This is a genomic window from Enterococcus sp. AZ063 (assembly GCF_051715045.1).
In the GTDB taxonomy this organism is placed as follows: Bacteria; Bacillota; Bacilli; order Lactobacillales; family Enterococcaceae; genus Enterococcus_D; species Enterococcus_D casseliflavus.
Genome location: NZ_JBIOTA010000001.1, coordinates 1,338,479 through 1,351,688, shown reverse-complemented (window position 1 = coordinate 1,351,688; position 13,210 = coordinate 1,338,479). Strand labels below are relative to the sequence as shown.

Annotated in this window: 12 protein-coding genes; 3 read left to right on the top strand and 9 right to left on the bottom strand. The window is 42.6% G+C overall.

Annotation, left to right across the window (positions count from 1 at the left end):
* Positions 1 to 13: 13 nt before the first annotated feature.
* The 8 genes from IGK61_RS06165 to IGK61_RS06130 all read right to left on the bottom strand — a co-directional run bounded on the left by IGK61_RS06165 (position 14) and on the right by IGK61_RS06130 (position 8,734).
* A complete protein-coding gene (locus tag IGK61_RS06165; protein WP_061054321.1) occupies positions 14 to 1,057 on the bottom strand; it encodes a hypothetical protein in 1,044 nt (347 codons plus the stop codon).
* Complete coding sequence (locus IGK61_RS06160) at positions 1,050 to 2,429, bottom strand: glucosaminidase domain-containing protein (protein WP_438844766.1); 1,380 nt, start codon at positions 2,427 to 2,429, stop codon at positions 1,050 to 1,052. Before IGK61_RS06160 ends, IGK61_RS06165 begins: the two co-directional genes overlap by 8 nt.
* On the bottom strand, positions 2,362 to 2,736 hold the full coding sequence (locus IGK61_RS06155) for a hypothetical protein (protein WP_005235091.1): 375 nt from the start codon (positions 2,734 to 2,736) through the stop codon (positions 2,362 to 2,364). Before IGK61_RS06155 ends, IGK61_RS06160 begins: the two co-directional genes overlap by 68 nt.
* The gene (locus IGK61_RS06150; protein ID WP_422704420.1) at positions 2,733 to 4,040 is read right to left on the bottom strand and encodes a hypothetical protein; all 1,308 of its coding nucleotides are present in this window, start codon (positions 4,038 to 4,040) and stop codon (positions 2,733 to 2,735) included. Before IGK61_RS06150 ends, IGK61_RS06155 begins: the two co-directional genes overlap by 4 nt.
* Before the next feature lie 137 nt (positions 4,041 to 4,177).
* On the bottom strand, positions 4,178 to 5,263 hold the full coding sequence (locus IGK61_RS06145) for a DivIVA domain-containing protein (protein ID WP_167826742.1): 1,086 nt from the start codon (positions 5,261 to 5,263) through the stop codon (positions 4,178 to 4,180).
* A gap of 789 nt (positions 5,264 to 6,052) precedes the next feature.
* Entirely contained in the window at positions 6,053 to 6,781 is a 729-nt protein-coding gene (locus IGK61_RS06140; RefSeq protein WP_074536894.1) for a GntR family transcriptional regulator, read from the bottom strand.
* Positions 6,782 to 6,882: 101 nt separating this feature from the next.
* Complete coding sequence (gene celB / locus IGK61_RS06135; RefSeq protein ID WP_010747912.1) at positions 6,883 to 8,238, bottom strand: PTS cellobiose transporter subunit IIC; 1,356 nt, start codon at positions 8,236 to 8,238, stop codon at positions 6,883 to 6,885.
* The gene (locus tag IGK61_RS06130; protein WP_034878497.1) at positions 8,222 to 8,734 is read right to left on the bottom strand and encodes a hypothetical protein; all 513 of its coding nucleotides are present in this window, start codon (positions 8,732 to 8,734) and stop codon (positions 8,222 to 8,224) included. Before IGK61_RS06130 ends, celB begins: the two co-directional genes overlap by 17 nt.
* Positions 8,735 to 9,152: 418 nt before the next feature.
* Here IGK61_RS06130 and IGK61_RS06125 point away from each other — a divergent pair, with 418 nt between their 5' ends.
* Together IGK61_RS06125 and IGK61_RS06120 are read left to right on the top strand one after the other, a co-directional pair.
* Entirely contained in the window at positions 9,153 to 9,521 is a 369-nt protein-coding gene (locus tag IGK61_RS06125; protein WP_005225664.1) for an iron chaperone, read from the top strand.
* A gap of 208 nt (positions 9,522 to 9,729) precedes the next feature.
* Positions 9,730 to 11,025 (top strand): ISL3-like element ISEfa11 family transposase, encoded by a 1,296-nt coding sequence (locus IGK61_RS06120; protein WP_074536952.1) that lies wholly within the window; start codon positions 9,730 to 9,732, stop codon positions 11,023 to 11,025.
* Positions 11,026 to 11,120: 95 nt separating this feature from the next.
* Here IGK61_RS06120 and IGK61_RS06115 read toward each other — a convergent pair whose 3' ends face one another.
* Entirely contained in the window at positions 11,121 to 12,461 is a 1,341-nt protein-coding gene (locus IGK61_RS06115; protein WP_010747909.1) for a peptidoglycan DD-metalloendopeptidase family protein, read from the bottom strand.
* A gap of 284 nt (positions 12,462 to 12,745) precedes the next feature.
* Between IGK61_RS06115 and IGK61_RS06110 the strand changes: the two genes are divergently transcribed.
* Complete coding sequence (locus IGK61_RS06110; RefSeq protein WP_074535114.1) at positions 12,746 to 13,177, top strand: GNAT family N-acetyltransferase; 432 nt, start codon at positions 12,746 to 12,748, stop codon at positions 13,175 to 13,177.
* Positions 13,178 to 13,210: the final 33 nt, after the last annotated feature.

Here is a 13,210-nt window from a genome sequence, read left to right as displayed (position 1 = left end):
GTAATGACGGCTCTCAAGTAAAGAGATAAATGCCTAATAGAATGAATAAGGCGATCAATGATACACAGAAGATGATAGATAATATCAAGTTTTGATCAATAAAACGAAACACATCTGCTACATGGTTGATACTCATTGAGACTTCCCCAACGAAACGGTCTGCTTCGATGGCTTCTTCCCCAAATGCCTGTCCATCACCAATGACGGATAAATGATAGCCTTGCTCTTCGTCAGCCTCGATCGATAGCACTCGGCGGGCAATATAGCCTGTTCCTGAGCTATTTGTAAAGACTCCGATCCCGTTTGGCTGTACTTGAGTGAAGGCTTGTTCTCTTAAAATGATCAAATCTTGTGTGCGTAATGCAGAGCTGTCAAGATTCGCCATCCCATTATCAGATAAACGCACCACCCGATGATTGAAAACCGTCATCTCGTTTTGATCAGCTACATATAAGCCGATAAACGTAAAGAGGACAGTCATGCTACAAACCAAGAAAATCAGATAAATGATTTTCAGTACGAGATCACCAGATTTCTTTTTAGCTGTTGGTTTCTTCGTCGCAGCTTTGCCTTTTTGCGGGGTTGGTCGTTTCTGGGAAACCTCCGCTGGTTTTTTGCCTTGCTTGTGGGTCCCTTTTGATTTGGCATTCGGATTACTTGATTTCTTAGTTTTCCCCTGCTCGTTGCGCTGGCTTGGACGTGCTTGCTGCGGTGGACGCTTTTTCTTTTTGCGTGGTGCTTCACTGGTCGTACTGGCAGCTGCTCTTTCTTTTTGCTTGCTAGGATGCTGCTTTTCGGTCGGTAATTTGGGGCGATTCGCTGTGCTAGCCGCTTTTTTTCGTTTCTTTTTCGCAGGCGCCTGTCCTGTCGGTTCTTTTTGAGGTGGCTTTTTTGGTCGTTTCTTGCCACTTGAAGGGCTGGCTTGCTTGCCTTGCGCTTGAAACTTTTCGATTCGGGGATTTCTCGGTGTGTCCTCTGGTTGTTCTCGTTTTTTTTCACGTTTGGCAGGCTGTGGCGGACGTTTTTTTCTTCTAGGTGCTTGCGACTGATTACTCATTGGCATCTACCTCGCTGCCCGCTCGTTCCATCCCTCTTAATTGGTTTGCATAAGTATTGGCATTGGCATTTTCCTGCAAGCGATCCTTGACGGTCCGAATGGACGCTGGCAAATTCCCTGAGCCTCGACGATTTGCCGAGCTTCTTTGCAAGTCTTCAAACAACGAACGGGTCGTCTTAGCTTCTTCCTTGCGGGCTGCTTCGATTGCTTGTGCACGTGTGCGTTCAATCTCTTCCAAGACCTCTTCGGTCGGCTCGTTGTCATAGATGGTTAGATCATAGGCCTCGATCAACGCATTCAGCTTTTGGTCATAATGGATGTCCGTGGCATAGCGCCCTGTCAACCATGCAGTTGCTTCCCGATAGGTTGGGGCATTTTCTTTCCAAACCGGGGCATAAAAGCGCGTATTGCCTGTGATGCCTCCTCTTAGTAAGCGAGCGTAATCTTCGATGGATTCACGGTAACTTGGGTATTTACGGAAATTGGAAGAGATCGTATACCACGCACCACTTCCATCATCTTCTTGCGTATTGAAGGTCACTTTTTGCCCACGAAAGCTGCCCTTGATGCCAAAGAGATTGTGGTTTGGCGGACTGGATAAGGCGCTGTTTCCTGAGCCGGTCTCCAAGATAGCTTGTGCGATCATCACTGAGGCATAAAGATCATTGTTATAGGCAACATCTTGCGCGTCAGAACCAATCTCATTGATGAATTGTTGTGTCGTTAGATTACGAGAAACCGAAAACTGAAAGTTGCTTTCCCGCTCTTCTTCATCAATCGGCGATTCGGGTTCTTCAGTGATTGGATCGGGATCTTTTTCTTTGTCCTGATTGGTTTGATTCCCATTTGATTGGTTGTTTCCGCTATTGTTGCTGCTGTTGGTATCGTTGGTTTCTTCCTCATTTGTTTCTGGTCCAGCAGGCTGATTCGGCTGTTGATCGCCTTCTGAAGGCTCTGGCATCGACGGAACGTCTTCGGCCTCTTGATCTTCTGTTTCATCGGTGCCGCTCTCTGTTTCTTCCTCGTCTGTCTGCCCATCATCTGCCGGTCGTTCAACATCATTTACGACTTGGACTTCCGTTCCTTTTTCGGCCTGCTCCGATTCTTCTGGGAGGCTTTCATTTGTTTGTTCTGGAGGAGTATCAAGTGGCTCCGTTATCCTGTCAGCTCCTTCGTAGGATACCGGTCGGAGGGCATCCATTATCGATTGCCCACGACTTTCTCGTTGTGCATCGATGGTTTCCATATAAGTAGATGGTTCTACACCTAAGATCGATCGAACCATGGCTTCAGAAATCGTTTGATTATTGATGATTCCGATAAATGCTCCGATCGCTAACAGACTTTTTACGTTTCTTCTGGGCTTTTTCATCTTCTTGATCCTCCTCCTTGGGGCTGTTCTTGCTGGTGCCTTTTTTTGGTCGTTCATGGTCTTTGCTTTCATTTTTCTCGAGCTGCACAAGTAGCAATTGATAATGAAAGGCATTGTTCCGCAAATACATCGTAAAACCTAGCAAAAGAGCGAGTAAAAACAAGTGACTGATAGTGACATATTCTCGAAAGGCAGAGAGATAAAAATAGGCGGTCAGCTGCAAAAATACCGCTAATGGGATCAAAGAAGCAATAAAGTAGATGCGGTATAAGAATAAGAATCGTTGTTTTTGCTTTTGGGTTCTCATAGGCTGCTCCTAACGTCTGTATTGCCTTCGATCAATGCTTTTTTTTCTAACAAATAACTTTCGCTTTGGAGAAGATCAAAGTACGCGGCTTTTCGTAAAAGATTGTCATAGTCCATCTTCATAATACGTGCGTAGGGTTTTCTAAACCATGGTCGCTCATACAATTTGACCCGTGACTCAATCACGCTGCACTCATAAAAAACCAAGCTGATATCTTTAGCAGAAAGGTTATTGTCGACCACTTGCTGCACTTGTCCTCTCTCATAGGTCAACTCTTTTTCGTTCAACGTCATTTTTTCGATCTTTTGTACGAGATTGTCATTGATGCGCCAAACCTGTTCCAGGTATTTGGCTTTTTGAAAAAGATAGGTATATTCTCGTAAGCTAATCTTCAATTGCGTATGCCAGTTCTCGTCTTCTTCATCGGTCAAGCTGTTTAAATAGTGGATACTATTTTTGATCAAAGAAGCTTCTAAGTTTTCGATGTAGATCTCAAGCTTTTGATTGGCCAAGCGCAAGCGCTCTTTGCTTGCTCGTTCTCGTTTCGCCTCTTCTTCCAACGCTAATTCATTGGCGTTGACTTTGGGCAATTGCTTGCCTTTTTTTGACTGTTTTTTTTTGCTGCTTTTTTTGCGAACTTTCTTTTTGAACTTTGGTGGCTCATCCGCACTGACCTTTTGGAACTCGAGCGTGTCTTCCAGCTCTTTTTTCACTGCATCGGTTTTGCCTTGACGTTTTTCTTCATGGACTTGCGCTTTCGGGCGACTCACGAACGTGACATTTTGTTCGTCGATCACGCTTTGAACGATTTTTGCCAGTTGCTCTTTAAAGTCGTTCGCATCACTTACACCAGCGGGGGCTTGCTGCTGCAAGCTGGCATCCAACTGAATCGTAAAGGGAAACTCTTCTTCTGTGTAAGCGATTGGTACAAACTCTAAAAACAAATTGCTTTTCTCATCGGACACATGATTAATGCCGATTTGCGTCCACACAAACTGAGGAAATTGCTGTTCCAAGGGAATGCGTAATTTTGAGTAATCAATTTTTTTCCGTAAGATCTCCATCTCGATATGATGGGTGAAAGCTTCGATGGAATAAAATTGCTCAAAGTAATGCGTCACTTGTTTGCGAATCGACGATTTGAGCGGCCACTTTTTTTGATAGAGGTTATCACAAGCAGTGATTACTGATGGAAGTGCCTCTTGTTTGTAAAATAATTCCTCAAGATTTGGACTCAAGGTTGGATAGATGGCAATTTTTAAAATATCATTCGTCACATTCGTCCCAATAACCAACATGCTCATAAGAAATCAAGTCGTAGTTGATGCTCGTGATTTCTTATACAGCATGTATGGTCCTAGTGGGTTTCCCTCCTTTGTCGTGTCGCTCTCGGAAATTATTCAGCAGACCTTTTCGTCTATTCCGACTCATAACCTTCTTTTTAGTCTGGAAGATTCAACACTTTGCTATGCTGGATCAACTGCTCAAACAACCCTTTCGACTCATGATGAAACGCCGTAAGTCGTTCTTGGTATTGCTTGATCTCTTGACGGATTTTCATCACTTCCATCGATGCTTCTGAAATGATTTTGTGAGCTTCATTTTCCGCCACTTGACGTCTTCTGTCGGCTTCCAGTTCTGCTTCAGCAGCGGTTTCCCGTGCTTTTTCTTTTGCTTCGATCAAAATCGTCGCCAGCTCGTCCTTCATTTGTTCGACCTTAGCCAGTTCACGTTCCAAGTCACGCTGTAAAACATTCTTATCTGCCAGTTGTTCGACTCTTGAACGTTCAAGATCCCGATATTTCGCTTCCGCTTCTTGCAAGCGCAAGTTCAACTGTTGATTTTCATTTTCAAGCGAAGTGATCCGCCGCATGCTTTCGACTTCTTTTAATTTGTAGTTTTCGATAATCGCTGCTTTTTCTTCTAAATGAATCGCTTTTTCTTCAAAAGCTTGGACTTGCTTGCTTTTCTCTTCTAATTCTTTTAGCAGTTCATCTTCTCTTTGACGCAATTGTTCGAGTTCTTCTTCTACTTCGATCAATTCGTCTTCTTGACTTGTCAACTGCTCAATTTCCTGCTCATAATTGGTTTTGAGGGCTTCTTGTTGACGTTCTGCTTCTTTTAACTGCTGCTGTAACTCGTTGTAACGCATTTGCAGTTGCTTGTTTTCATAAATGATACTTTCTTGTTGCGTCGCTTGTGAAGCCATCCGATTGATGGATTCTTGTTTGTTTTCCAATTGCTTGGTCAAATGTTCGACGGTTTTGGTCAGTTGTGAAACGGTATTTTCTAATGCCAGTAGCTCTTCTTGGGCATCATCTTCATACTCATCTTCCTCATATTCCTCTTCCTCGTACTCATCATCCTCGTACTCGTCGTCATCATATTCTTCATCGTCGTACTCATCGTCATCATATTCTTCATCATCGTACTCGTCTTCGTCGTACTCTTCTTCATCATATTCCTCGTCGTAGACATGAACGCCTTCGTAAGTTTCTTCATCTTTCTTTTTGCGAAATAATGCCATGTTACCCCTCCTGATTCCTCACTAATCGATGATTTGATTCGTTGAACAATTTAGTGTGTCTACAAATGGGTCTGCTTGAACGTCTACTTTCGTGAAAGTTTGCACTTTGGCTGTTCTATCCGCGGTCGTTCTTTCAAACGAGCTGACGTTTCTGCTGTGACCTTTTGAGCAGTGATGTCCGTTTCCTTCTTGCCGTCATTCGCTCAAAAAAGAAAGCAAAAACCACCACATCCCATCATTTCCACGATCTCCAATTATTTTGGAAGATAGAAATCAAGTAAGTGAATCGGCCTGTTTCTCAATAAAATAGCCATTAAACGAAAAGACGGCTTCCGTTCGCAGAACATCTGTTGTCTATTTGATAGTATCAAAGCAAAAACAGATTGAAAAATCAGATATTTCTTCACTTGATGAAATATTTGTCAGAGCAAGCCGATTATCCACATGATATTGTTAAAAAATGAGCAAAATATCCTCGTATTAAGGAAACGAATGGTCTTCTTTAAACGATCTTTATCTTGAATCAACAATCACGCCTTCTTAACCGCTGATCAATCCCCACAAAAAAATCAGCGTCCTTATAAGCCAAGGTCGCTGATCGATACTTTACCTATTATATAGTTTTACTGCTCAGTCAGGGTTCAGCCATTGGAAGCGATCCCTTTTTTCTCAGTTTGAAAGCAAGTTCCAGTCCGCTGCTCCGCAACTGTAAGTTTTTTTCTCCCTAATGGGCTGCTTTTCTCTTGCCTTCAAAAAAAGAAAGAACCGTTTCTTGAAAATCCGTTTTCTTTAAACGAACAACTTTTTATGCATGTATAATGTCGCCATCCGATAATCATAATGGATCATCGAAAAGGCTAATAGCTCCCCATTTCTCAGATAGCTGTCGTCTCGTACGATCAGTGCGGGCATTCCTTCTTCTAGATGAAAGAACGCAGCTTGTTCCTGTGTTAGCGGTTTGCTTTGGATGAACTTGTCGATGAAGGCGACTGACAGTTGTTTTTCTTCTGCCAAAGCTTGGAACATTGACCCCTCCATCATCGTTTCGGAGATCTCCCCTACGATTTCAGGTATATAATAGGAGCGTTCAATCAAATAGGGTTTGTCATCTAGCGTGCGAAACCGTTGGACTTCGATAAAGTGTTGATCTTTCGCAAATTGTTTTTGACTTGGAAGAAACAGCGCCTCTGATACTTTGACCAGCCGCTTTGAGGCTTTGACCGTTCGAATGTTTTTCTCGCCCCGTGTCAAGTCTTCATTGAAGCCAAGATCTCCTTGTTCAATGGTCGGTTTTTGGTTGTTTTGAAAGCGAATATACGAGCCGCGGCCTTGCATCTGGTAGATCCAGCCCATCTTGCTCAATTTATTGAGGGCTTGACGTAACGTATAACGAGAAACTGGATAAATCGCCAAAAGCTCTCGTTCACTAGGCATCTTCCCCTGCTCATTTCCAATGTCACCCGCTTCGATCTTTCTGATCAATTCTGCTGCTAAGTCTTCAATACTGAGTTTCGTCATTTGCCTACTCCTTTCCTTCGGATTCTCTACTACTATTATCATCTTTGGCGTAAAAAAAGCCAGCTATTTTTCATAGCCGGCTTATCAAAAAAACGGATTGATTATGCCTTCGTTGCGTTTGCTTGTTCGTCCTTGTATAGTTTGCCATCATACATTTTGATGAATGGGAACCAAATCAAGAAAGCAACGACTGCACAGATGATTGCTAAGACAAAGGCACGCCAGTCACCACCTGAACCAATAAAGCCGGATAAGCCAATTGGGGTCGGCCACGCTACTTGGGCAATCGGTGGGTTAACAAAGCCTAAGTTGATGCCAAAATAAGCAACGGACATTGAAACCATCGGTGCTAAGAAGAATGGGATCGCTGTGTATGGGTTGTATACCACTGGCATCCCGAACAAAATCGGTTCATTGATATTGAAGAAGGATGGCACGATCGCTGCTTTTCCTAAAGCACTTAACTGCGCTGATTTTGCAAAGAAGGCGATGAAAATCACCATTCCTAACGTCGCTCCTGAACCACCGATCGTTACGAAACTATTGTTAAACTCACCCGCAAAGGCAATGTTGGCACCATTTTGGTTTTCCACCATATTTGACAACACGATTGGCGTCAAGAATGAGGTCACGATCGTTGCCCCATGAATACCGACGATCCATAGTGCATGCATGAAGAAGTAGATAACAAGCAGTCCGATCCAGGTACTAGTCAATTGCGTCACGAAACTAAATGGAATCGCAATCACTTTGAAAATATCTGTGCCCATTGCGACTAATGCACCATTGATGACGATTACAGCTAATGAAGTCAGTGCCGTTGGGATCAATGCTGTAAAAGAGGAAGATACTCCTGTTGGCACTGTGTCAGGCATTTTGATAACAATATTGCGTTTCACACAGAATGCGTAGATTTTTACGGCAATGATCGCCATGATGATCGCTGTAAAGATCCCAGTTGTTCCTAAACGAGTCACCCCGCCAGCCATTTCCCAACCATCGATGATTTTTTGGTCATCAGAAATGACATTGACTAATGTTGCCATACCGCCTTCAAAAACTAATTGTGGCAAGCACATAAAGAACGCCATCATTGAAAGCAACGCGCCATTGACTGGGCTAAGAACGATTTTTTCTTCTTGTGCTTGGATTTTGGTGTACTCGTAACCAAACACGACACAGAAGTAAAGTGCTAAAATCCCCATCGTTGCGGTATTACCTAACATGTAAAGATTTTGGATCTTATCGAATGACGCACTCCAAATGCCCTCTAATGCAGGGAAGCTTTGTGGCAAAACGCTGACGATCAAGAACATAGATCCTACAATAGTGAAAGGAATCGACGCCATCCCGGCTGCCATGACCCCACGAACGATCCGTAATTGTGAGATTTTCCCCATTGGACCCATTAAGTAGCGGTCCAAGAAGGCAAACATTTTGTTATTTTCTGAATCCATTGACTGTTCCTCCTTGAGTTTCAAATGTAGTCAAATACGTGAAATATTTGTCGCGGTCATGCTCGATCAACCACGCTTTACGCTGGATGAACAGGCACGCGATCATGCCGACAGTAAACAAGGCAAGTAAGATGCCTCTACCCGATTGATTCATAAAAGGAATCAATGTTGCTTGCTGCCCGATCAAAATAAATAGAATTGCAATCAGATTGACACCGAATTGGAGCCAATATCCGATTTTTGTCACCAGTAAACGATTCGATTGCTGCCAATATTTTTGAGTTTGTTCAATAAGTATAAGTCCATCAACGATCAATAAGGCAATGGGAATCAAACCAGCCCATGTCCATTGAGACAGACTCAATAGGGTCCAATAAAGATTGACAAAGAAAAAGATCGCCGTCATATAACGAAAAAGTAAAAAACGATTAAACCGCATACTTTTGTTTGCATATTCTTTCTTGGCTGCTTGGGTTACCGGTTTCCTTTTGGTCACAAGTCCTCCTCCTTTCTTTTTGCTTTCGCTCAACAACTTGTTCGAACAAGTTATATTCTAGCAGAATTCTTGTTGAATGCAACCGATTTCTTTTTGAAAGTTTTCTCTGAAAATAATCTGCTTTTTCATTTGTTATTTCTGAAAAGTTAAGCTGATCTCAAGGAACCGTGCAGGATAATACTGGAATGTTACTGATGTTTGGCTTTTGTTCGAGCAGAAAAAAGTTGTTTTTAGCGTTACTTTTTGCAAAAAATGTTTGTTTCTGAAGGCTTTATCCCCCATGCAAGGCAACAGGTTTGTCAACTTACTAACTTTACAGTACACTCTAAGTAACAAAATATTTGATTTCGAACACGCGTTATTTTTAGTGATCGACATTCCCTGTGCTCGTTCCTTAAAACGAAAGGAGATCCTCCCAATGGATGTATTAGAAACTTACTTAACCAGCATTGAAGATCCAGTAAAGCAAGAAAAACTGCGTGCCTTATTTGCCGCTATTACCAAGAAATTTCCTGACCTCGTTCCAGTCATCAAGTGGAATCAGCCGATGTTCACCGCCCATGAGACCTTTATTATCGGTTTCAGCGTTTCAAAACCGCATTTTTCTGTCTCCCCTGAAACCAAGTGTCTTGAACAGTTTGCCGATGCCATTGAAAACGCCGGTTACAGCCATACGGATAACATTTTTCGCATCAAGTGGACTGAGCCGATCGATCAAGCATTGATTGAGGACATGATCGCTTTCAACCTGAAAGACAAAGCGGAGATGACCCGTTTTTGGCGCTGAGCCAATTGAGACTTTGTAAAAGAAGAGCAACCCAAAAAACCGCAGAAGCCTGTTCGCTTCTGCGGTTTTTCTGGCTCTATAATTTATGGGACTGATGAATCAGAATTGATTCTTCAGTCCCATTTTCATTTTAGGTATTAAAAAACATATCGTTCTCTAGTATGATTAAATCACCACAAAATAAACAACTGAGAGGACGATATGCTATATGAATGATTCTATCAAAAAAATGCTGAGAATAATAGAGAAAGATTTGATGATTACAGAGGTCTCTTACGAGACCCTTCAGAAGAAAAAGACGTTGGTCGTCGATGCTGTTCTCTCGCCTACTCCTCGTGCTTGTAGAAGTTGTGGTTCTACTGTGGTAGATGGAAACGGGAAAGCAATTATAGTGAAAAATGGGAAGAAGGAAACGATTGTCCGTTTTGAACAATACAATCATATGCCTTTGGTTATGCGCCTAAAAAAGCAGCGCTATACCTGTAAAAACTGCCGAACCCATTGGACTGCTCAAAGTTATTTTGTCCAACCCAGACATTCAATCGCAAATCATGTTAGATATAAAATTGCTTCTTTACTGACTGAAAAAGTATCTTTATCTTTTATTGCGAAAAGCTGTCAGGTATCTTTGACCACCGTTATTCGTACATTGAAAGAGTTTAAAAGCTATTTACCAAAGCAATCCAAGAAGATTCTCCCCAGAGTATTGATGGTTGATGAATTTCGTTCGCATGCTTCCATAGAAGATAAAATGAGCTTTATTTGCGCAGATGGCGAAACAGGAAAATTAATAGATGTTTTGCCTACGCGTAAATTACCTCGATTAACAAGCTATTTCTTAGGTTGTACCAATCCAGAAGAAGTAGAATTCTTGGTGACAGACATGAACGCCGCCTACTTCCAGCTCACCAAACGTGTTCTGCCAAATGCGAAAGTAGTGATTGATCGGTTTCATATTGTCAAACACATGAATCAAGCGTTCAATGAGTTGCGTATCCGTGAAATGAATGAACTTCGTAAAGCAGGACAGAAAAGCCAGGCAGAAAAACTGAAAAAGAACTGGCGCTTTTTGCTAAAAAATCGTGCAAACATCAACCATTATGAATACAAAACATGGAAAAGTTTCCGAGCACCAAAATACCCATTTCTTACTGAAGCAATGATGATTGATCGATTGCTTGAGTTTTCTACGCCCCTGAAGGAGGCGTATCCCTTTTTTCATGAATTAGTTGAAGCCTTTCGAGACAAAGACCCTGACTTATTTTTCTGCATATTGGCAGAACTTCCCAAAACGTTAGATGACGGCTTTCGGGAGAAGCTTCAAAACCTTCTGACCTATGAAGAAGGCATCACCAACGCAATGATCTATCCTTATTCCAATGGAAAAATAGAAGCGAAGAATACCCACATAAAGACAATGAAACGAGTATCCTACGGATTTAAATCATTCGAGAACATGAGAATTAGAATCTTTTTGATCAATAAATTAATCAATGTAAGATAACAAAAAATCTGAGCCAGAATGTGGTTCATTCTGACCCAGATTTGATTTTGCACAACTCATCAGTCCTTATTGACAAAGAGCCGTTTTTCTGACTATTATAAGCCTAATTCTGGCGCCGGATCAAAGAATCCTGACCATAAGCTTGTTGACATCCCTAAATGTAGATGGACGCCAGTTGAATTCCCAGTCGTTCCCATACCGCCAACATATTGTCTAGCTGAGACGCTTTGTCCGACCGAGACAGCTGGCAGCGTACTAAAGTGCATGTAGTAGCTGTAAACGCCATTGGCATGTTTGATGATCACATAGTTACCAGTTGACGGACCATAGCCCGCTTCAACGACTTCGCCTGCTTGGATCGCATAGATCGGCGTTCCTGTCCCCCCAGTAAAGTCGATGCCATTATGTTGATTTCCTGATGCACCTGTTGGATCTGTTCGATACCCAAAACGACTCGAAATATGAACCGAATCGACTGGCATTTGCCATCCACCTGTGCTTGCTTGTTCCTTTGGCTCAGCTGCTTGCTGCACAGGTGCAGGCGTAGCTGCAGTTTTTTCTGACGACACCGATGTTTCTGGCGCCACTGCGGCTTCCGTCTTCGGCTGGGCTGCTGCCACTGCTGCTTGTTGAACGGCAGGACTTTCGGCGGTTTCAGCTGACTTGGCTTCTGCTGCTTGCTGACGTTTTGCTGCTTCTTCTGCTTCTTTGCGCGCTTTTGCTTCTTGTGCTTCTTGCTCAGCCAGTTGCTTCAACGCTGCTTCTTTTTGCCGTTGTGCTTCTGCTTTGTCTGCTTCCAATTGGTCTTTTTTCTCTTCTTCGGTGTTCAACGCCAAGGCAAGGTCGGCTAGTGCAACTTCTTGATTCAACTTGACATCAGCTAATTCCGCTTGTTTTCCTTGCAATGCGTTTGACTGCTCTTCGATTGCAACCAATTGTTCCTGCAACTCTTTTTCCAATTTCTGGCTTGTTGCAATATCTTCTTGCTGTTGTTCGACAATGCTATTGCTGGCATTCATGATCGTTACAGAAGCGATCGCCCGTTGAATGGCTTCTCCGATGGATTCCGCATCAACGATTTTTTGGAACAAACGATTGGAAGGTTCCGACGTTTGAATGTCACGCGCTTGATTCGCCAGTACTTCTGTGCGCTTGATGATTTTCTCTTCAAGGACTTGGATCTCTTGTGCCAAGGCATTGACTTCTTCTTCCGTCGCCGTTTTCTTTTGTAGGATTGCTTGGATTTCTCCTTCAATCGATTGAATCTCTGCCTCTGTAGATCGTTTCAGTGATTCTAATGAGGTGGATTCATTTTTTATGTCATTGATTTTTTCATTTTGCTGCTGGATCTTCTGATCAAAGCTGTCTGCGGATACCGTCACGACAGGCAGCGTCAGCAAAACAAGTGAACTTGCAACCAAAAGTGTCTTTTTCATTTTTTCTCCTTAACTAGATGTGTCTTATCGCTTTCTCTAGCATACCGAAAGATGTCACTCTTGGGGCTGTTTTCACACAAATAACATCTGGCTGCAAGAAATTGACATCTAGCTGAAACAAAGTTGTTAGAATATTTCACCGAAAAAGATTGCTTTTCTTCGTCATTTAACCTTCGTTACTTATCAATTGGTTCATCTCCTGTCCGATTGCCTATGAAAATGCCGCGATTTGCAGTAATCAGCAGTGGACCTATGCTATACTGGATTAAAAAACGGAGGCTCTCATGATACAACAAGTGACCAAATTTACCGCTGCTGAATTAGAAACTATCGCCCAGATTTGGCTGCAAAGCAATTTGGAAGCCCATGACTTTATCTCAGCTGCCCATTGGCAAGATAACTATGACTTTGTGAAAAAAGCCTTTGCCGATGCCCTTATCTACACCTATTTGGTGGATGATCAGCCCGTCGGCTTCATCGGGATGTTGGATGAGTATATCGCTGGTATTTTCGTTTTGAAAGACCATCGTGCCCACGGCATTGGCAAGCAGCTTTTACAAAAAGTACAAGCAGAACACGAGAAGCTGACTCTGAACGTCTACCAAAAAAATACAGCTGCTATTGCGTTTTATCTCAAACATGGCTTTACCATCGTTTCTGAACAACTGGACTCTGATACCAATGAAATCGAAAACACCATGGAGTGGCATCGTTGATGCTGCTTTTTTTCACCTTCTTTTTCCCCTTTT

Coding starts and splice junctions, on each gene's coding strand:
- IGK61_RS06155 (WP_005235091.1), bottom strand. CDS start 2,736: ATGAGAACCCAAAAGCAAAAACAACGATTCTTATTCTTATACCGCATC.
- IGK61_RS06165 (WP_061054321.1), bottom strand. CDS start 1,057: ATGAGTAATCAGTCGCAAGCACCTAGAAGAAAAAAACGTCCGCCACAG.
- IGK61_RS06145 (WP_167826742.1), bottom strand. CDS start 5,263: ATGGCATTATTTCGCAAAAAGAAAGATGAAGAAACTTACGAAGGCGTT.
- IGK61_RS06150 (WP_422704420.1), bottom strand. CDS start 4,040: ATGAGCATGTTGGTTATTGGGACGAATGTGACGAATGATATTTTAAAA.
- IGK61_RS06110 (WP_074535114.1), top strand. CDS start 12,746: ATGATACAACAAGTGACCAAATTTACCGCTGCTGAATTAGAAACTATC.
- IGK61_RS06120 (WP_074536952.1), top strand. CDS start 9,730: ATGAATGATTCTATCAAAAAAATGCTGAGAATAATAGAGAAAGATTTG.
- celB (WP_010747912.1), bottom strand. CDS start 8,238: ATGGATTCAGAAAATAACAAAATGTTTGCCTTCTTGGACCGCTACTTA.
- IGK61_RS06115 (WP_010747909.1), bottom strand. CDS start 12,461: ATGAAAAAGACACTTTTGGTTGCAAGTTCACTTGTTTTGCTGACGCTG.
- IGK61_RS06140 (WP_074536894.1), bottom strand. CDS start 6,781: ATGACGAAACTCAGTATTGAAGACTTAGCAGCAGAATTGATCAGAAAG.
- IGK61_RS06160 (WP_438844766.1), bottom strand. CDS start 2,429: ATGAAAAAGCCCAGAAGAAACGTAAAAAGTCTGTTAGCGATCGGAGCA.
- IGK61_RS06125 (WP_005225664.1), top strand. CDS start 9,153: ATGGATGTATTAGAAACTTACTTAACCAGCATTGAAGATCCAGTAAAG.